Consider the following 19,060-nt stretch of genomic DNA (forward strand, 5'->3'; position numbering starts at 1 on the left):
TGAAGGGGTGTTTCATTTGAAAAAAGAGTTGATTGGCAAAAGCGTTTTAGTTGTTGAGGATGACCCGAAAATCCGGACGCTTGTGAAAATCTATTTAACGAATGAAGGCTATGAGGTCCTAGAAGCCGACAATGGCCTTGTCGCTCAGGAAATGATCGAAAAATACGACCCATGCATCCTGATTCTGGATCTAATGCTTCCGGGCAAAAACGGTGAGGAAATTTGCCGCTGGCTCAGGAATGATCTGGAAAGCATGATGCCTGTCATCATGCTGACTGCAAAAGCCTCTGAAAAAAGCAGGATTGAGGGCTTTAAGCTTGGGGCCGATGATTATGTCGTAAAACCGTTCAGCCCTGCTGAATTGATGGTGCGGGTCGAGGCCGTTTTAAGAAGGACCGCAAGCAGATGCGGCAAGCTTACTTTCACAGGACTGACAATCAAGCCGGCAAAAGGCCAAGCCATGGTGGATGGGGAACCACTTGATCTGACGAACTTTGAGTTCAGGCTCCTTCATATGTTCATGCAGCATCCAGGTCAGATTCTTTCCCGGCCGCAGATCCTTGATACGATTTATGAAAACAACGAAAAAGCAGTTACTGAGCGGACAATCGATGTCCATATCAAGAACCTGCGGGAAAAAATCAAAGAAAAGACGCCAAAAGATTATATTCAGACCGTGAGAGGAATGGGGTATAAATTTGCGGCGAATTAGTAGTTTTGCCAATTTATTATTATCGAAGCTTGTTGCTGTCAACAGCGTTGTCATTTTGCTGGTCATCATGCTTGCCGGAATTTCCGTCAAAGATTATGCCTGTTTCCTGGTAAATCAAGAACAGGTTACAGGAGCACAGCTCGTTGACACATTGAATTCATTCCTGATCAAGGTAAGTATCATCGCCTTTATCACCGCCGGGCTCGTGCATTATTTTTCCGTAAGTAGGATCGTAAAACCGGTGAAAACAATGTCTATTGCCGCCAACCAGATAAAGGAAGGGAAAATCCCTTCGCAAATTGATTCACCCTCTACCGGTGAATTGGGTGAATTGGTTACGAACTTCAACGCGATGACAGAGACTCTTTCTGTCATCCAGACAAGACGAGAAGAAATGCTAAGAGATATCGCCCATGAGTTGAGGACCCCGCTAACCAATATCAATGGTTATCTCGAAGCCCTACATAACGGGGTATTAACTGGCGACCCTGAATTGTTCGGTTCCCTTCTGGAGGAATCACGGCGGATCACCCGGATAGTCGATTTGATTGGTGAACTGGATGCGTGGAATAAAGAGGTCTATTTTTTAGAAAAGCAGTTTGAAGAGGTAGACATAAATATGGTCCTGTCCGAATCGATTTCTGCTTTTCAGCTGAAGCTGAACAGCAAGTTCGATACTTTCCTCCAGGAAATAAATTCTGGTCTTGTTTTTGGACATAAAGACGGCCTCAAACAGGTAACATCCAACCTTCTGCAAAATATCATAGATTATGATATTGGCAGACAACTCTCCATTGAAGCTAATACAAGCGGGGAGATAGTCAAAATCACTTTTTCCCATAAAGGAAATTACATCGATCCAGAAAAGAAAGAGTTGATTTTTGAACGATTTTACCGCCTCGAGGAATCCCGGAGTACAAAAGCAGATGGTGCCGGATTAGGATTAGCGATCGCGAAAAGCATTGTCGAAGCACATGGAGGAGAAATCGGCCTTGAAACTGATGGTCATCATCACTCATTTTGGATAACGATACCAGCTTATCACTCATCTTAATCATTCCTTAACAAAACATAATCATACTGTTTTAAAAAGGCTGTTTCCGTATTATTGTTGTTTTTCTATTTCTTACTTCTTTTACTTAAGCTCCTTTCGAAAAAGTTCTTGAAAAGGGAATGTTTTAACACTCATACTTTGGGGGAGAAGCAACAATGTTTACGAAAAGCGCCTTTAAAAAGGAGCAATTAAGATGGAATTTACTTATTATAATGATAAAATTATTGGACAGCTAGAATACGGGTTCCTTCCAGTATCGCCTAACAGTGAATTAGGCTACCGGCCTTTTGAATTATTTGTAGCTTCATTGACTGGCTGCAGCACCTCTTTGCTTGCAAATATTCTAACGAAGAAGAGAATAGACTATAAAAGGATTGATGTTATTGTATCCTCAGTAAGGAATCCGGAAGAAGCAAACCGGATTGAACAGCTGACATTCAATGTGAGGGTGCAGACAGACGAGCAGGATAAGGCTAATCAGGCTGAAAGGCTGGCGAGCCTTGTCCTGAAAAATTGCGGCATGATTCAATCGGTCATCGGGAACATCGATATACGGTACCAGATTGAATTGACGCCAGACCAGCCAAAAAAAGGTGATGTGGCTTGAATTATATAACATTCGGCAGATTCACGCTGCCTGCGGACTTGCTTGCAGCGTTTGCCGCAATCTTTATCGCAGCCTTAGTCTACAGGCTAAAGGAAAAGAAGAGCATCGACGACTGGTATTGGAACAGCTTCTTCATTTACATAGCTATTTACAAGCTAAGCTATGCGCTCTTTAATTTTAAAATGTTCATTGATACCCCCCTTTCCCTTCTTTACTTCAATGGCGGGACAAAGGGGCAGATCCTTGCATTCGCCGGGATTGCACTTTATTTGTTATGGATCGCAAGGAAAAAGGGCAGCAGCATTAACACAGCGGAGTATCTCCCTGTCTACTTTATATTTTTCATGCTGTACTGGACTGCTTTATTCGCATTATCAGAGGACCTTTTGGCAGCCGCGTTACAGGCTCTATTTTTGCTAGGTTTCCTTGTGTTTTATTTCAGTAAAACAAAGCTCAATTTGCAATATGCAATATTATTTTTGATGTTAGAAGTACTTATACTGAGTTTATTTTCAGATTTGTTTTCTTTGGAAAACCTGTTAATCCTTGCGCTTGGTTTCTACTTGCTAACATTTCTACGATCTAATAAGGAGGAAGTACAGCTTTGAATAAAAATCTTTTATCATTTGCTATTTTAGCTCTCGCTGTCGTCATTCTTGTAGTGAATATCTGGAAACCGACTTCGACTGAAAGTGAAAAGAAAACGACGAATCAAACTGAAGAAGCCACGGAAACAACAGAAGATATTCCTGGCGCAAAGCTGTCGTCCTTGCGGGAAGGCGCTGAAGCACCTGACTTTGAATTAAACACGCTTGACGGAAAAACAATCAAGCTTTCTGATTACCGCGGCAAAAAAGTCATTTTGAACTTCTGGGCTACATGGTGCCCGCCATGCAAAGCAGAAATGCCGCATATGCAGAATTTCTATGAAGAATACAACGACCAGGGCGTTGAAATCCTCGCTGTAAACCTGACCAATATGGACAAAGGCGTGGAGGAAGTCCAAAAATTCGTTGATGAATATGGTCTAACCTTCACGATTCCTCTGGATGAAGAGGGAGATGCAGGAACGACCTATCAGGCATTCACGATTCCTACAAGCTACATCCTCGATGAGAACGGCGTAATCACGAAAAAAATCGTCGGCCCTATGGACGAGAACATGATGAAAGACCTGACTGGGGTAAAATAGGAAAAAGTCGCGGCTTTTGTGAGCCGCGACTTTTTTTGTAATCCATTTAATCACTTTCTTGGACATTTTGAACTGAGTCCTGGCTTGAAATGTCCATTAAATCACCTTTCTTGGACATTTTAAACTCAACTCCAGCTTGAAATGTCCATTAAATCACCTTTCTTGGACATTTTGAACTCGGTCCTGGCTGGAAATGTCCATTAAATCATCTTTCTTGGACATTTCGAACTCGGTCCTGGCTTGAAATGTCCATTAAATCACCTTTCTTGGACATTTCGAACTCAGCTCCAGCTTGAAATGTCCATTAAATCACCTTTCTTGGACATTTTGAACTCGGTCCTGGCTTGAAATGTCCATTAAATCACCTTTCTTGGACATTTTGAACTCGGTCCTGGCTTGAAATGTCCATTAAATCACCTTTCTTGGACATTTCGAACTCGGTCCTGGCTGGAAATGTCCATTAAATCACCTTTCTTGGACATTTTGAACTCAGCTCCAGCTTGAAATGTCCATTAAATCACCTTTCTTGGACATTTTGAACTCGGTCCTGGCTGGAAATGTCCATTAAATCACCTTTCTTGGACATTTTGAACTCAGTCCAGGCTTGAAATGTCCATTAACATTTCTATTTGCTAAATACTGAGTATCTTTTGTTCGTTGTCAGCCCTAAATATCCCTTTATCTGTTAAAAATTGCTTAATGACATCAATAGCATATACACCATGATAGGTTTTATCGGCTTCTGCTCCTCTGAACAGTTGTTTTCCGCCGCCTGCGATCTTATAGTTATTTCTTAAGTTGATTTCTTGACCGCCAATGAGCAGCTTCTGAATGCGATTCCCTTCTGGATTATAGGGCTTGAAGGCCATGAACAATCCTGATGATCGTAGAATGTAACCACCTTTTTGCTTGAATGGATTTCTTGAGAAAACCATCTCTAGATTTTTCTCCAAGGCCATTAAAAGATGCTCGCCACTCATCTCTAAAGTAAACATTTCAGGATTCGTCGGAATGATGGTATGCAAATCATATTCTGTAATATCTCCAGCAGCTATGGGTGTCCCGTACCGCCATCCGTGTGAGAACGCCAAATCGCAATCGAAAGCGTGAAGATAGGCATCAGTAATCAATTTATCCATTGGTGCTTCGTTCAAGGTCATTCGATGTAAAAGGGATTCCGTACTGCCAACGACATTGTTCCTTTCCTGCTTGTACTCCTCCAAAATGTCAGCAATGATTCTGGCCATCTTTTCATCTTCAGGAAAACTCTCATCAATCGCCACTAATTCGTATTGGTAGTCATCGATTTTACCGTTTTCAAAAGTTACATCCAGTTTTCCGAGAAAGGATGCGCTGGAACCAGCCTGCACTACGAGTGCCCCATTCACAGTAATCGGCTGTTCGATCCTGTCATGGCTATGGCCAGATAAAATGATATCAATCCCATCAACAAGTGCCGCAAGCTCCACATCGAGCGGCAGGCCCATATGGCTCAGCAAAAGGACAATATCTGCGTGGCCTTTTAGCTCGTCTACACATTTACGGGTTTCTTCTACTCCTTTTGAAAAAGCAAGTCCTGCAGAGAAGCTGTCAGGCATCGTTTCATCGACATATGGATAGGTAAGGCCGATTACTCCAACTTTTACTCCATGGAGATCTTTAATGAAATATGGCTTAAAGAATGTATCTTTTGTTTCCTTATCCATTACGTTACAAGCCAGCGTTGGGAAAGGAAGTCTATCTGCCAATAAAGCCAGCTGATCTTTTCCATATGCGAAGTCCCAGTTGCCCGGTACCCATCCATCCAGCTGCATTTCTTTTAATGCCGGCAATATGGCCTCTCCTTTCGAAGCGACAAGCGGCAAAGTTCCATGGAATAAATCTCCGCCTTCAAGGAAAAGCACATTATCATTTTGAGCTTTAAGATCTTTTACATATTTCGAAATCCGTGAAAATCCACCTGTTTTTCTCAGTTCAGGAGTATTTTCTTTCCAGAATAATTCGTGATGCAAATCCAAACTGCCATGTGTATCGTTTTGCTGGATGAAAGTCAATTTTTTCATCGTTTCTCTCCTCCAATTTTCTAAGGCTATTTTCGCAAACCTATCATCTGTTTGATGGAACTATAAAATGGCGTGAGCTGAAAAACGCACACAAATTTTTGTGAAGCTTACGAAAAGAGCCTTTTATATTCAAAAAGGAGTACCCACAAGGTACCCCTTTTTTTTATCTGACAGCACAGCGGTTTGGACCGATCTCCATTTCCCGCTGCTCTTCGATATCAGGATTGATTTTCCCCATATTCATCTGCCTGATCTCCTGGTAAGAGTTCGGCTGTGGCGGAAGATTTTCCGTTACTGTTTTCCTGAACGTATCTTCGCTGTCAATCTGCAAACCGTGGTTCTCGGCATAAAGGACGCCAAGTTTTTCTGAAATGCTGCCGTCTTCATTCATTTCATTGATTCCCATATAGTGGGCTGGCAGAACAAGTAGTTCATCTGCAAGTTCTTTATATCGTTTGTATAAAGTGTTCCTCAAGTCTCCTACCCAGTCCTGAGCCAGGCCGGCCAGGTCAGGGCGTCCAATTGAGTCGATGAACAGAATGTCGCCAGTCAACAAATATTGGTCATCAATGATGAATGAAGTACTGCCGATTGTATGTCCCGGAGAATACACAGCCGTGATTACAGTGTTTCCAACCTTACTTTCATCGCCATCCCGCAGAGGTTCATATTGGAATGTTACTTCTTCAGCATCTTTAGGCGGGAGGTAATATTTAGCTCCCACTTTTTCAGCTAGCTTTCTTCCACCAGAAATATGGTCAGCATGAAGGTGTGTATCGAGCAGGGCAACTAACTTATAGTCCTTGCCTGACATGAACTCTTCATACTGTTCAATCATCCGGTTTGTATCGATAATTGCAGCCTCGCCATTTGATTCAACAAGGTAGGAAAGGCAACCTTTGCCGATACGCACAAACTGGTAAAGAGAACCGCCGTTCTTAAGGTCACCGATTTTCACAGGCTCTAAATGTTCACTCCAGGCTTTCATGCCTCCTTCAATCGAGTAGACATTCGTGTAGCCAGCCTCTTCAATTTGCTCGGCAACAAACTCAGACGATCCACCTTTTGCACATACGACATAAATCTCCTGATCCTTAGGCAAAACATCCTTCACGGGATCAACGCCTTCAAGCAGGTCGAAATACGGCGTATTATGGACTTTCACATTACGGCCTTCGATTTTCCAGTCATCGAAGTCATCTGTATTTCTTGTATCAAGGATAAACAGGTCTTCATGGTTAATGACTTTTCGCGCTAATTCTTTTGCTGAGATCGTCTGTACCATTTGATTCCTCCTGTTTTGCTTTGATTTTAGAATGTCAAAGTAATGTCTGCGTCGCTTGCGAAGTGCAGGAATGAAGCAGCTCCGCCCACATCAATTCCATCAACAAACTGGTCTTTCTCCAGAGACATTACATCCATTGTCATCTGGCAAGCGATCATTTTGACGCCCATTTCTGCTGCCATTTCAACAAGCTGTTCTACTGGAGGAACGTTTTCTCTTGCGAATCCTTCCTGGAAATGCTCTTTCCCTGCAGGCATAGGAAGTTGCTTGTGCGCATCCTTATGGATCAGGTTCAAACCTTCAAACGTAAAGAAAATTCCTACTTCTGCGTCTGTTGCAGCTGCCGCAGTCGCGATATTGAATACTTTGTATGCATCAAACATTCCGCCGTTAGAGGCGATGATAGCTACTTTCATTTTTTAGTTCCTCCTTATTTTTCAACTGAAGTTTCGGTAGGGCCTGTCCAGTCCTTCATGCCGGAAACAACATTAATTGGTTTTTTGAATCCTTTTTCAGCCAGTTTTTTTGCTGCCATATCACTTCGTGAGCCTGAGCGGCAAATAACATAAACATCCTCTTCAGGATTCAGTTCATTGAAACGCTGCTCCAGCTCGCCAAGCGGAATTGATTTTGCGTCAGGTATATGCCCGAAAGCATATTCAGCTGATTCCCTGACATCAAGGATCGTGATTTTCTCTTCGCCCTCAAGCTTTCCAAGCACCTCTTCAAGTGATGCGGTATGAGGATGCGGTGAGTCATTCGTCAGTTCGTCTTCACTAGCTTTGCGAAGATAATGCTTTAGAACTTCCCCTTCTGAGATTGTTCCGAGGTATTGATTGCCTGTACTTTGAGCCCAGGCTTTTAAATCCGTTGTTGAACCTTTATCTGTTGCCTGAACTTCTATAACTTGACCAGGCTCCAATTCATTCATCATTTTCTTTGTTTTCACAATTGGCATAGGGCATGCCAGCCCTTTAGCGTCCAGTACTTTATCCGCAGAAATTGACATAGTGATCCCCCTTCCTACCCAATAGTATTTATGATCCGGCGGAATCCATACTGAAAAAAAATTACCTTTATATATACCTCCTACCGTAAAAAATATTCATGATTTCAGAAAAAAATAAAAAAAGCAGCCTTTTAACTGGCTGCTTTCCAAACTACTCTTTTGAATAGAAAGGATACGGATAAGGAAGATAATGATTACCATTACCTGCCCGTGTCATCCATGGAATGTAGCTTACTGGATTGACTGTAATCGCATATTTGAACATATTGTTCATCATTGTATCCATGCCCATAAAAGACATGGTCATGACCATATACATTGCTTTAACCGTATTGAATTGGGACAATTCAGTAACATACACGATTCTGTTTGCCATTTCTCCTATTTGTCCTTCAGTCCATAAAATTCTATCGGCCATGAATCCGATTTGATCCTGGGTATATAAAACTCCGTTAAGGGTTTGAGTATACATGTCTGCGCCCATTTCCCCGACGTACACAAGAGCGTTGCTATATGCCATTGCGCTCACCTCCCAATAGTCAGGATATGAATCTTTTAGGGAAAAGTGTTTGGTCCTAGTTATTTACCTAAACGTTTCTAAATGATAATCATTAATATTTTATAATAATTATAATTAAGTATTGATTTTTAAATAGTTTCAATGATAATATATCTATATAATTTATTGCTGAGGAGGCATCCGTGATGAAATTACGAGAAGAAATGCCGGAATTATCTGGTGCAACAAGCTGGTTAAACGGTGAAGTGACAAAAGAAGATCTACAAGGCAGGCCTACATTAATCCATTTCTGGTCTGTTAGCTGCGGTCTTTGCAAAGAAGCAATGCCAGAAGTAAATGAGTTCCGAGATGAATTTGAAGATGAATTGAACGTGATCGCAGTCCATATGCCTCGTTCTGAAAATGACTTGGATGTTGCCGTTATCGAAGCAATGGCAATGGGCCACGATATTTCACAGCCGATTTTCATCGATAGTGAACACAAGCTGACCGATGCTTTTGAAAATAAATATGTTCCCGCATACTATGTATTTGACGCAGAAGGCAAGCTTCGTCACTTCCAGGCAGGCGGCAGCGGCATGAACATGCTTAGGAAGCGTGTAAACCGCGTACTTGGAAAAGAAGAAAAGTAATATCACATAAAAATGCCGCAGCAAAAAGCTGTGGCATTGTTTTATTGTAATTTAGCATTCCGGTATATCGTATTTTACCCTTGGTCAGCAACTGGTTCCAAGTTTGGTTGCCATCTGCCGAATCGTATAAATCATTTTAAATCGTTATGAACGCCAGTCTTCCATCCTGCTTGATCGATCAGCATTTTCTTCTGCTGGCGCTGGTTTTGTCTCATCCTTTTCCTTCTCTTTTGAAAAGCCTGTAAAAAGAATTGATGCATCAGAACAACCATGAAACTTTTCTTATACATTAATCTTTTTAAATCCTCCGTTTTTTTCTTCTAGTTGTCCAATAATAGTAGCAAACAGCAGCAATCGCCGCAAAAGCTGCAGCCGCCAGCTGGTACTCCTTTTCCCACCCTAGGACAGCATTTACAGAATATGCCTCCATTAAGAGAGCAGGGATTTTACCGAAGGTGCTCGAAACCATAAATGCAGCTGCTCCCATTTTGCTAAAAGAGGCCGCAAGAGTTACCAGCCCTGATGGTATGAATGGAAAGATCCGCAATAAAAAAACAAGTACAAACGCCTCTGCGCCAGATGTACCCTTCAGCCTGTCCAGCAATTTAAGATTTCGCTTACCAGAAGATTTTTCACTGAGCTTTTTTAAGCCTTTTCGATATAGGAAAAAGCTGATGATGGCACCTAAAGCTTCACCTATGATTGACAGAGCCAGGCCACCCTCAAACCCAAAGTAAATTATATTGGCTGCAGTCACGAATGTACTAGGAAGAATACCTGCAATTGCAATAATTATACTAACCAGAAGGCTGATTAAAATGGCTAGCCAGATTGGCTGGCCAGCGAGAGAATCAAGCAGTATCATACTTTTGCCTCCTGCAATGCTTTGAAGAGTTCATAACTTTGTCACCGCTTCTGCTAAGTTTATGCAAACTGTCCATATAAGATTAAGATATCAAGAAAGGAGCTGAGCAAGATGAAAAAAATAATTTTAACTTTTTTTAGCACAGCGCTTATCCTAGGAGCAAGCACTTCAGCCTTCGCTGAAGAAGGTAATGACGGCAAAGGAACTTTTAATTACGGCCAAATGAAACCGTTGATGGAAAAAATGCACCCAGGTTTTTCAGAAAAGGAATTAAAGCAAATGTACAATGATTGTCATGGAACAATGGGTGCAATGCCAAGCAAGAACTTTGAAATGATGGATGACGGCCACATGGATATAGTTGATTAAAAACTTCGTGCACTAGTAATAATACCGTAAAAAAAAGGTTCTGGGCATTCCAGAGCCTTTTTTTCTAAATATCCAATATTATAGACAATAAGCCTAACAAAGTATGAAACAATACAGATCCAATTAAGTATGTAAAATAAAAACAACCTGACCAATTCAGTCAAGGCTGCCGAAATTAATATTTAAGCTAAATGATCACTATTGCCATGCTGTGAAGGAAGATCTGCTAACTGAGTACCATCCGGTGAATGCTGCGATGGCAGGTCGGCTACGGTTGTCCCATCCTCTGAATGCTGCGACGGCAAGTCGGCTACAGTCGTTCCGGCCTGTGAATGCTGCGACGGCAAATCAGCTACGGTTATCCCGTCCTGTGAATGCTGCGACGGCAGGTCGGCTACGGTCGTTCCGGCCTGTGAATGCTGCGACGGCAAATCGGCTACGGTTATCCTGTCCTGTGAATGCTGCGACGGGAGGTCGGCTACGGTTGTTCCGGCCTGTGAATGCTGCGACGGCAGGTCGGCTACGGTTGTTCCGTCCTGTGAATGCTGCGATGGCAGGTCGCCAAGATGAATATAAGCTGTATTCAGGCCAGCCGCGGCAGCAAAGACGGCAGCTAATGCTGTAACTATAAGTGCTTTCTTCATTTTCTTCCTCCTTTTTTCAGGTGATATTTTAACAAGTTCAGCAATATTTCAATAATTTTTCCATTTCAGTGATTACTAAACTAGCAAACTTCTCATTTTCTTGAAGTTTAAAAATCAAAACTGCTTTTTCCAAATATTCTTTTCCTTCATCTAATTTACCCAATTTAATGTAATTCATGCCTGTTTGATAATGAAGTTCACCAAATAAATACATATTTTCTTCATATATACAATTATCGATCCCCTTGCTGCAATAAATAAGTGATTCTTCATAACTCTCAAGCTTCGATAATGCTTGTGCCAGACCATACAGAATTTTCAACCAGATGCTAGAGTCTTGCACTTGTGGAAGTTTCGTCAAATTATTGAGCGCCATCAGAAAAACTTCAACCGCGTCTTCAAGGTTACCTGCATCCTTCTTAATGATCGCTACACTTGTCAAAATTTCAATTTCACGTTCGGTCAGGTCTTTTCTTTCTGGATTGGTCATGGATAAAGCTCCATATAATAATCCAATAGATTTATCTTTATCTTCATCAAGGTAATAGGTACAAATTCCTTCGTGCCACATCAAAAATTGCTTGAATGATGTATGCTTGAATAAAGGACTATCCTGCTCCTTTAAAATAATTTCATTGATCGCGGCATAATCCCGTTCTCTTTTATACTTTTTAATCAATTCCGTAACAGCAATTGCGTAATTATATGTATCTGTTGAGGCGATGTCAAAAAAGTGGTTCAGTTCAACATCCAGCTTCAAAGCTATTTTGTATAATTGGTCGATTGTTGGATATTTCTCTTCTTTCTCAAATTGAAGCAAATCATCTTCAGAACAAATTCCTTCGGCTAATTCTGACAAAGTCATTCGTTTATAAGCTCTTAACGACTTAAGAATTTCTCCAAAGTTATATCCAACCAGGCTCATTCCTACACCCCATTTAATATTGATTATATTTATATTATCACAATGTTATAAACTTTTAAAAATTCGAATAAAAAACCAGATGGGGAAAATTTCTTTTTCTCGTTTTTAAAATATCACTTTACATAAGTAAAATAAGGCAGGATGATACTGGTGATGGAAAGCAGGATGACCACAATCGATCCTGGCTTATTTTTCTGCTTCCACAAGGTCACTCCAAATGCGAGAGAATAGAAGCACACTACCATTACAATCCCCCATATCAAATAGACCATATTAATCCCTCACTTCCTCAAGCTTAGGAAATTTAGTCTGACGGCCAAACTCTCCAAAGCGGATGTCAACACTTACATTAACTTCAGCGTTTGAGTAGGATTTCATCCAGTCAAAATCACGGAACTCACCGAGTGTTCCAAACTCCGTCCTGATAGGAATTGACAAATGGAAAGTATCGCCCTTGAATTCTTCCTGGGTATACTTAATATACTTTGTAATATTATCTTCAATTTTTGTCCTCATGGCCTTCTTTAAATCATTTACTTTTTCTTTATTTTTTGCATAATTAATCATGCTCGGATCACTGAGAACTTCAATGTACAAAGGAACTTTTATATCAATTACTGGCCGCCCGGATTGTTGTTTGAATTCGAATTTATTGGCCCTAGTCTTTGCTATCCTTGCAGATATCCGAAACCTCTCATCAAAGGGATCCTTAAACGTCGTCTTGAAATCTCCTATATCCCATGTGTCATCCAGCAAGCTTGAGATCCTTGTTTCCTCTCCTGTTATCTTTCCAATCATGATTCCCTCCTTGAATACGGCAGAGCCGATAAATTGGGCATCATTCGTAACCCCTTCTACCTGAATTTCACCTGCTAAAAAATCATCATCCGACATATTACTGCGATCTGACTCCTCTTTTTCAGTAGTTGCATAGATCGCCAAAAATAAATCTGCATCGCTTTCAGTAACCCGGAAGAAATCATTAAGATCCGTATTGGGAATCATGCCGGTTTGCTGCCCTCTGTCGATCATGAATTCAAAGTACTTATGAGGACGTGTTTCGAGCTTTGGTTTATTGTTTGAAATAAACTTCGCCGCACTCTCTTTCGTGACGATTAACTTTGTACTTCTTTTGATTTCACGGTCTTTTGCTGCACTATAGATCCATCTGATAAAATCCGATTCCTTCGCAAGCTTCTCAGATACGATAATGACCCTCAACAGGTCATAGGAAATTTCTTTCGATATGACAGTATTAGCAGTATTTCGAGAAGAGATGAAATCATCTGCCGCCAAAGTGATCGTTTCTTGAGGAGGCTCATTTGTGCCTCCGCCTGATTGCTGGGAACCCACCTCCGGGTTAGCGATTATATATGTAACCTTCACTTTTCCTTCCGCTTCGTGAGGATCAAGGCCAATGCCAATTACATATGCTTTCTGGTCTAGTTCTTTTTGGTCCCAGCATCCCGTTAAAGAGAGAACGATTATAATTAGCAGCGAAAATTCAACTAGATTCTTGAACTGTCTCATTCTTAAAATCTCCCCGTATTTTGGCTATCAGCCACATAAGCGGCGGCAGGAATATAAAGGCAGGGCTAAGCAGCAATAATATATATTGCCTCATTGTATATAGCACGATCGAAGGACTATCTGGACTTAATCCGATTAAAATAACGATCGTTGTCACTAAAGGAATAAGATATTCGAATTCTTTAATTTTCAGGATTCCACCTAGCAAGATTGCACTAAGATAAAGGTAAAACGAAAATCTTATAAAAGTAGCCACGAGCCAGAACGGAAAAAATAAAGTCTCTACATTTGTCAAAAAGCCAATTTGTATGTATCGTATGGTTTCGTGAAAAGGATAACTCAGCATTTCAGCCGTAGTGTAATCAAATAACATTACAAATGTGACCATAGCCAGACTGATTTCTAAAGTTACAAATATTAGTGAAATGATGGTTCCTTTCTTGAAATCCTTGAATGAGACGACCAAGGGAGCAATCAGGCCAATAAATAAAAAATCCGAAAAAATGGATAGATTTTTAGCAGACGCTTTAACAATTTCAAGTTTCCCCTCACCCCAAATCGGAAAAATAAACCCAAGTGTTCCTTCATTGATGCTTACAATGACAGCCACCAATAGGGTGATTTTCAAGTATGGCAGCAGCAGCCAGGAAACCGCACCAATTTGCTCAATCCCCCGTTTGGCGCCATATGCACATACAGCCATCAAAATTAGGTAAATTATGCTTGGCGGAGTTTTTGTGAAATACATCGTCCCGATAATATCTACATACACACCTGAATCGACAATCAATGCTGAAGCACCGAGTACAAGAATGATGATTGAAATAAGGTTGCCAAGAATTTTCCCGAAAAGGTAAATGATCACCTCATGCAAATTCTTATCTTTGTGGGCGGAAAAAACTTTGATCAATATTATTACAGGGATAAAAGACATCACTCCGATTAGGATTGTGGCAATCCATCCAGCGTTTTTGGCATTTTCATAAATGATGGAAGGAGTATCATCACTAAGCTTTGTTCCAATCGTGAGGGCGATAATTGATATGAATTCTTTTATTCCGAGTTTCCCCTTGCTTTGTATCATTATTTAGGCCCCATCGCTCTTTTTTTGTGAATCAGAAGGTTTAAGAAATCCTGGTCTTATGTTTTCATTTTTAACTAGCCTGCGGAAAATTGTATCCTTGGATGATTTATAGCTAGGAGACAGGGGAGCTAGATAAGGAACACCGAAAGACTTCAGTGAAACCATATAAAACAGTCCGGCAACGAAAAACGCTGTCATCCCATATATGCCAATCATGGACGCACTCAAAATAAACAAAAAGCGAATGAGCCTTACTCCAAAATTCAGGCTTAAATCACTTACGGCAAAGGAACTAAGACCTCCAAGGGCGACGACAATAATAACAATAGGGCTTATAATATTCGCCTCAACAGCAGCCTGTCCGAGAATCAAGGCCCCCACAATCCCTATAGTTGGTCCTATGGGGCTCGGAACACGCAACCCAGCCTCACGGATCAGTTCAAATGCCGCTTCCATGATTAAAATTTCAATTACAGCAGGGAAAGGTACTTTCTCACGGGAGGATGCAATCGCCAGCAATAAATCAGGTGGGATCATTTCCGCGTGATACGTTGTGATTGCAATATAGATAGCAGATGTAAATAAAGTGATGAAAAGCGCAAACATCCTGAGCGCCCTCGTAAAATTACCATAATGGATTCTGAGATAGTGATCTTCAGGACTATGGAAAAATGACCAGAAGGTGGCAGGAAGCACCAGACTATCAGGAGAGTTGTCCATTAGTAAAATAATATAGCCATCTTCAAGGAACGAAGCTGCACGATCAGGTCTTTCGGTGTTCAGGATGCTTGGAAAAATGGAATAATTGCGTTCTTCAATGTATTCTTCCAGCAGCGATAAATTCTGTATTGCATTCACTTCCAGACTGCCAAGCCTTTTTTTGATGTTAGTAACGAGTTTTTCATTTGCCAGCCCGCGAATATAAAGGACGAAAACATCATTATGGGAACGCTGAGAGACTTCTATTCCTTCAACAATTAGATTTTCGTTCCTGATTTTCTTCCTGAGCAGCGATATATTTGCTACCGCCTTTTCGTTGAAGGCTTCTTTTGGACCCTTAATGAGGATTTCATTGTCAGGCTTTTCTATCGCCCTGCTTTGGAAATCCGGGCAATCCAAAACATAAGCCCAGGCTTCCCCTTCTAAAACCAAAAGGGCATTTCCTTTATTAATATCTTTGACAGCATCCTTAAAATAAGAGATTTCATGTACCATTTGTACTGATACTACATCTCTCACATGCTTAGTAGATGAAGTGTTCTCAGTTAACGGCTTAAGTATATTTTCTTCAACACTCTTAACATCCGTAATTGTGCTGATAAATAAAAGGGCAGCTTGCTTTTTAAAGCCCTCCAGATACAACTCTCTCAGTTTTATGTCCTTATTATCCGGAACGCTGTAAAGCTTTTTTAATATAGACAAATTCTCCTGGAGATGGCGGCTGAATTCCTTTTCCTTTAAGTCGGATTGCTCTCCCCCCAGCTTTTTTACTGAGGAAGATTGTTTCTTTTGCTGTTTTTTGAACAGCTTGAACATTTCCTTTAACACTGGATCTTCCCCCTGCCGGTATGGAATAGCTTTTTCCTTTTCTTAACTTTTACTAATCTGCTAATTTTTATGAGCCGCTTTGGCATAAAAAAACTCAGGAATCAATCCTGAGCAAGATCATCATTGTTTAGTTTTTCGTGCTGCCAATAAATAAACAGTTCCTGCCCCCAGTGCAATGATGCTGATTGGAACTATGAATGGCTTTGCTGCGTCCTTGACGCCCGCCCAGTTTTCACCAAGTACTATACCAAGGTAAAGAAAGAAAATTGTCCAAGGGATAATAGCTGCTATCGTGTATAAAGTGAACTTGATTAAGGGCATTCTTGCAATACCAGCTGGAATCGAAATCGCATGTCTTACTACAGGTACAAATCTCGCTGAGAAAATGACACCAGGGCCAAATTTATTGAACCATTTTTCGGATAGATCAATATGATGCTTGTTAATCAGTATATATTTGCCGTACTTTTCCAGCACCGCCCGTCCGCCGTAAAATCCGAGCCAATATAAAAACAGCTGTGCTATCGTTCCCCCAATCGTGCCGGCGATGACTGCCCCGGTAAAGCCTATCAATTCCTGAGAAATCATATATCCACCATATCCAAGGACAATTTCGCTAGGAATCACTTCCAGCATCAATCCGATAGCAATTCCCATATAACCAAGGTCCGATAGCCAGTCCAATACGGCCATAATAAAATCATGCACGAGCTAGACCACTCCAATCCTATTCCCTTACCCTTCTCTAAAATATATTTTGTTATGTACAAGTTTATGATGATGTCATGGAAAAGAACCTGCCCTGAGGACAGGTTCTGACTTGGCAGACTAACTGCGCCAGCCGCCGTTAATTAGCACCCTGAGGCCAATAAATATAATGACGAATGCGAAAACGACGATGACAATGACTCCGATAATACCAAAAATACCCATGCCGGCAAGTGTTAGTAAATACGGTCCAAATTTTATAAGTGCCCAGCCAGCCAGCATGCATGCAAGGAATAGAAACACATTAGATCCAAAATTAAATGACATATCATATCCCTCCTTTACTACACAGCATATGTATTGCTGAAAGTTTGGTACGGGCTAATGTACAATTCCTGTACATAATGGGTGTAAAAACAGCCCTTATCGTAGAAACTAATTTTACATAATTTTCATGGCTACCCTGTTTTTGATGATGCTATTAAGGGAAAAGGAACTATTGTTTTCCTACATAGAATTGCATAAACCTACAAGGAGGATAAAAATGACTAGTCAAATATATATGCGCTTTGTCAGGATGCCTATTTTAACAAGGATATTAATGATTGCCTCTTTGATGGTTATTGTATTTGGCTCAGTAATCCATTTCATTGAACCAAAGAGCTTTCCAACGGTTTTTGACGGCATATGGTGGGCGATCATTACTGCATCGACCGTGGGTTTCGGGGATTTCTACCCTGTTACTTTTGCAGGAAGAATGACTGCGATCATTCTCTTATTAGTTGGCACTGGTTTTTTATCATCCTATTTTATCCATCTATCTGCGGCTACGGTCACTAAACAGAATGCATATATTGAAGGTAAAGTAGGATATAAGGGGAAAGGCCATGTCATTATCATCGGATGGAATGAAAGGTCACGGTCGATCATCAGGACACTTACTGAATCAAGAAAGTCAATTATACTGATTGATGAATCGTTAGGGGCAAATCCTATAAGTGATGACAATGTCCATTTCATCAGAGGACGAGCGAACAGGGATGACACTTTATTAAGTGCAGGAATTCAAAATGCGCTAAAAGTCATCATCACATCCGATCAAAACCTCGATGAACTTCAAGCAGATATGAATACCATCCTTACCTTGCTTGCGATTAAAGGATTAAATCCTGAAATCCGCTGTATAGCGGAAATCCTTACAAGCGAGCAAATCAATAATGCGCGCAGGGCTGGAGCAGATGATCTCATCCCGACAAATGCCTTGACCAGCGCTGTCTTTTTGAACAGCATTTCTTCAGAAGATGTGATGGGTCCACTTCTTGATTTGTTAGGCGAGTTGAATGGCAAGCATTTATCCTATATTCCGGCTGATAGCATCTTGATTGGCAAGAGGTTTCAGGAAGCAAGCCATTTATTACTGACAGAGAGAAATATAACTCTGATCGGACTTAAAAAAGGGGATGACTTAGTCGTCAACCCCGTAAATAATATCAAAATTGGACATGATGACCAGCTACTGGCCATAACAACCGATTAATGATGCAATATGGCGGCCTCCACCTCACGGACTAGCGACTTTCCAACTTCGATATATTTTTCTGGAAAGCTCGCATCCTTGTCCACGGGCTCCTGGAACTGGTTGAACGAAGCGCTCGCATTACCGATATTTGCATGGTCGTCTATCCCCCGCTGATACTTATGGGAGAGCAGAAAAGGGCGCTGCATTTGCACCGTGCAACCCCGGGCATCAAGCTGGCCATCAATGGCCTTAAACGGCAGCCTTAAAAATTGATAGCCTACTTCATCGTCAATTTTGTAATCGAAGGCTCCGTGGTCATAATCCCAGTTGCCTCCTACAGTGTAGCCAAGTGGCTTAAGAAGCTGCTCAAGCTTAAACAGGTCAAAGTGCTTGCCTTCAAGTTCAGATTTGATTTCAATCAAGGGTACCTCCGCCTTTCCATACGTTTTGCTTAGTTTTAACCAAAATTGGGTTTTTAATGAGTGGTGGAAGGGTGCATTAGCTCCGAATCTGGCTTGAGGCAGGTGATGACGTACACTTTCTTTGGTGCTTCACTATTTCGGACCGTCATCTACCTGATGACGGACACTATTTTCTGTAGTTTTCGCGTTTATTGGCGAAAAATTAATTTTATTGGCGATTTTCACAGGTATATTGGCGAAAATAAGGTTCCGTCAAGAATTATGTGTAAACATCCATACTCTATGAGTTATATGTGGAGGGGTAGTCAGGCAGCCGAGGCTGCCTGACTACCCCTTTTTGGCCTTTGTATATCGTTGTTCAAACATTTTTAA

General features: G+C 41.1%; 24 protein-coding genes. 8 read left to right on the forward strand and 16 right to left on the reverse strand.

The features are described from left to right. Positions 1–16: 16 nt before the first annotated feature. From M3204_RS06535 to M3204_RS06555, 5 genes are all read left to right on the forward strand, one after another. On the forward strand, positions 17–712 hold the full coding sequence (locus M3204_RS06535) for a response regulator transcription factor (protein WP_251479819.1): 696 nt from the start codon (positions 17–19) through the stop codon (positions 710–712). Continuing rightward, positions 699–1,766, forward strand: a complete 1,068-nt coding sequence (locus M3204_RS06540) for a HAMP domain-containing sensor histidine kinase (RefSeq protein ID WP_251479822.1) — start codon at positions 699–701, stop codon at positions 1,764–1,766. The genes M3204_RS06535 and M3204_RS06540 overlap by 14 nt, the downstream gene beginning before the upstream one ends. 193 nt (positions 1,767–1,959) lie before the next feature. Next, complete coding sequence (locus M3204_RS06545) at positions 1,960–2,373, forward strand: OsmC family protein (protein WP_251479825.1); 414 nt, start codon at positions 1,960–1,962, stop codon at positions 2,371–2,373. Beyond that, positions 2,370–2,981 (forward strand): hypothetical protein, encoded by a 612-nt coding sequence (locus tag M3204_RS06550; RefSeq protein ID WP_251479828.1) that lies wholly within the window; start codon positions 2,370–2,372, stop codon positions 2,979–2,981. The genes M3204_RS06545 and M3204_RS06550 overlap by 4 nt, the downstream gene beginning before the upstream one ends. After that, positions 2,978–3,565: a peroxiredoxin family protein gene (locus tag M3204_RS06555; protein WP_251479831.1), complete on the forward strand. Its 588-nt coding sequence runs from the start codon at positions 2,978–2,980 to the stop codon at positions 3,563–3,565. The genes M3204_RS06550 and M3204_RS06555 overlap by 4 nt, the downstream gene beginning before the upstream one ends. 632 nt (positions 3,566–4,197) lie before the next feature. Here the strand turns inward: M3204_RS06555 and M3204_RS06560 are convergent. The 5 genes from M3204_RS06560 to M3204_RS06580 form a co-directional block, all read right to left on the reverse strand. Next, positions 4,198–5,628 (reverse strand): bifunctional metallophosphatase/5'-nucleotidase, encoded by a 1,431-nt coding sequence (locus M3204_RS06560; RefSeq protein WP_251479833.1) that lies wholly within the window; start codon positions 5,626–5,628, stop codon positions 4,198–4,200. Between the two features lie 163 nt (positions 5,629–5,791). Continuing rightward, complete coding sequence (locus M3204_RS06565) at positions 5,792–6,913, reverse strand: MBL fold metallo-hydrolase (protein ID WP_251479835.1); 1,122 nt, start codon at positions 6,911–6,913, stop codon at positions 5,792–5,794. 26 nt (positions 6,914–6,939) lie between these two features. Continuing rightward, positions 6,940–7,329, reverse strand: a complete 390-nt coding sequence (locus M3204_RS06570) for a DsrE/DsrF/DrsH-like family protein (protein WP_251479837.1) — start codon at positions 7,327–7,329, stop codon at positions 6,940–6,942. Between the two features lie 14 nt (positions 7,330–7,343). After that, entirely contained in the window at positions 7,344–7,922 is a 579-nt protein-coding gene (locus M3204_RS06575; RefSeq protein WP_251479839.1) for a sulfurtransferase TusA family protein, read from the reverse strand. 151 nt (positions 7,923–8,073) lie between these two features. Beyond that, complete coding sequence (locus M3204_RS06580) at positions 8,074–8,442, reverse strand: hypothetical protein (protein ID WP_251479840.1); 369 nt, start codon at positions 8,440–8,442, stop codon at positions 8,074–8,076. 185 nt (positions 8,443–8,627) lie between these two features. Between M3204_RS06580 and M3204_RS06585 the strand changes: the two genes are divergently transcribed. Then, positions 8,628–9,074 carry a TlpA family protein disulfide reductase gene (locus M3204_RS06585; RefSeq protein WP_251479842.1) on the forward strand — a complete coding sequence of 149 codons (447 nt, stop codon included), beginning with the start codon at positions 8,628–8,630 and terminating at the stop codon, positions 9,072–9,074. A gap of 131 nt (positions 9,075–9,205) precedes the next feature. Here the strand turns inward: M3204_RS06585 and M3204_RS06590 are convergent, their stop codons facing one another. Continuing rightward, a complete protein-coding gene (locus M3204_RS06590; RefSeq protein ID WP_251479844.1) occupies positions 9,206–9,364 on the reverse strand; it encodes a hypothetical protein in 159 nt (52 codons plus the stop codon). An 8-nt stretch (positions 9,365–9,372) separates the two neighbouring features. After that, positions 9,373–9,939, reverse strand: a complete 567-nt coding sequence (locus tag M3204_RS06595) for a TVP38/TMEM64 family protein (protein ID WP_251479847.1) — start codon at positions 9,937–9,939, stop codon at positions 9,373–9,375. Positions 9,940–10,050: 111 nt separating this feature from the next. On the opposite strand from M3204_RS06595, the gene M3204_RS06600 reads away from it, so the two are divergent. Then, positions 10,051–10,308, forward strand: coding sequence for a hypothetical protein (locus M3204_RS06600; RefSeq protein ID WP_251479850.1), 258 nt, complete (start codon positions 10,051–10,053; stop codon positions 10,306–10,308). A 182-nt stretch (positions 10,309–10,490) separates the two neighbouring features. Here M3204_RS06600 and M3204_RS06605 read toward each other — a convergent pair whose 3' ends face one another. The 8 genes from M3204_RS06605 to M3204_RS06640 all read right to left on the reverse strand — a co-directional run bounded on the left by M3204_RS06605 (position 10,491) and on the right by M3204_RS06640 (position 17,074). Continuing rightward, a complete protein-coding gene (locus M3204_RS06605; RefSeq protein ID WP_251479852.1) occupies positions 10,491–10,952 on the reverse strand; it encodes a hypothetical protein in 462 nt (153 codons plus the stop codon). Between the two features lie 37 nt (positions 10,953–10,989). Beyond that, the gene (locus M3204_RS06610; protein WP_251479855.1) at positions 10,990–11,877 is read right to left on the reverse strand and encodes a helix-turn-helix domain-containing protein; all 888 of its coding nucleotides are present in this window, start codon (positions 11,875–11,877) and stop codon (positions 10,990–10,992) included. Positions 11,878–11,990: 113 nt separating this feature from the next. Next, positions 11,991–12,149: a hypothetical protein gene (locus M3204_RS06615; RefSeq protein WP_251479858.1), complete on the reverse strand. Its 159-nt coding sequence runs from the start codon at positions 12,147–12,149 to the stop codon at positions 11,991–11,993. A gap of 1 nt (position 12,150) precedes the next feature. Continuing rightward, on the reverse strand, positions 12,151–13,407 hold the full coding sequence (locus M3204_RS06620; protein ID WP_251479861.1) for a Ger(x)C family spore germination protein: 1,257 nt from the start codon (positions 13,405–13,407) through the stop codon (positions 12,151–12,153). Then, positions 13,382–14,491 (reverse strand): GerAB/ArcD/ProY family transporter, encoded by a 1,110-nt coding sequence (locus M3204_RS06625; protein WP_251479864.1) that lies wholly within the window; start codon positions 14,489–14,491, stop codon positions 13,382–13,384. Before M3204_RS06625 ends, M3204_RS06620 begins: the two co-directional genes overlap by 26 nt. A 3-nt stretch (positions 14,492–14,494) precedes the next feature. Further along, positions 14,495–16,039 carry a spore germination protein gene (locus M3204_RS06630; protein ID WP_251479867.1) on the reverse strand — a complete coding sequence of 515 codons (1,545 nt, stop codon included), beginning with the start codon at positions 16,037–16,039 and terminating at the stop codon, positions 14,495–14,497. A gap of 120 nt (positions 16,040–16,159) precedes the next feature. Continuing rightward, positions 16,160–16,732: a DedA family protein gene (locus M3204_RS06635; RefSeq protein ID WP_251479954.1), complete on the reverse strand. Its 573-nt coding sequence runs from the start codon at positions 16,730–16,732 to the stop codon at positions 16,160–16,162. Between the two features lie 135 nt (positions 16,733–16,867). Next, positions 16,868–17,074 (reverse strand): hypothetical protein, encoded by a 207-nt coding sequence (locus tag M3204_RS06640; RefSeq protein WP_251479870.1) that lies wholly within the window; start codon positions 17,072–17,074, stop codon positions 16,868–16,870. 217 nt (positions 17,075–17,291) lie between these two features. Here M3204_RS06640 and M3204_RS06645 point away from each other — a divergent pair, with 217 nt between their 5' ends. After that, positions 17,292–18,284, forward strand: a complete 993-nt coding sequence (locus M3204_RS06645) for a potassium channel family protein (protein WP_251479873.1) — start codon at positions 17,292–17,294, stop codon at positions 18,282–18,284. Here the strand turns inward: M3204_RS06645 and M3204_RS06650 are convergent. Then, a complete protein-coding gene (locus M3204_RS06650) occupies positions 18,281–18,688 on the reverse strand; it encodes a YugN-like family protein (protein ID WP_251479876.1) in 408 nt (135 codons plus the stop codon). The genes M3204_RS06645 and M3204_RS06650 overlap by 4 nt on opposite strands. Between the last annotated feature and the right edge of the window lie 372 nt (positions 18,689–19,060).

This window comes from Mesobacillus subterraneus (assembly GCF_023715485.1).
Classification (GTDB): Bacteria; Bacillota; Bacilli; order Bacillales; family Cytobacillaceae; genus Mesobacillus; species Mesobacillus subterraneus_B.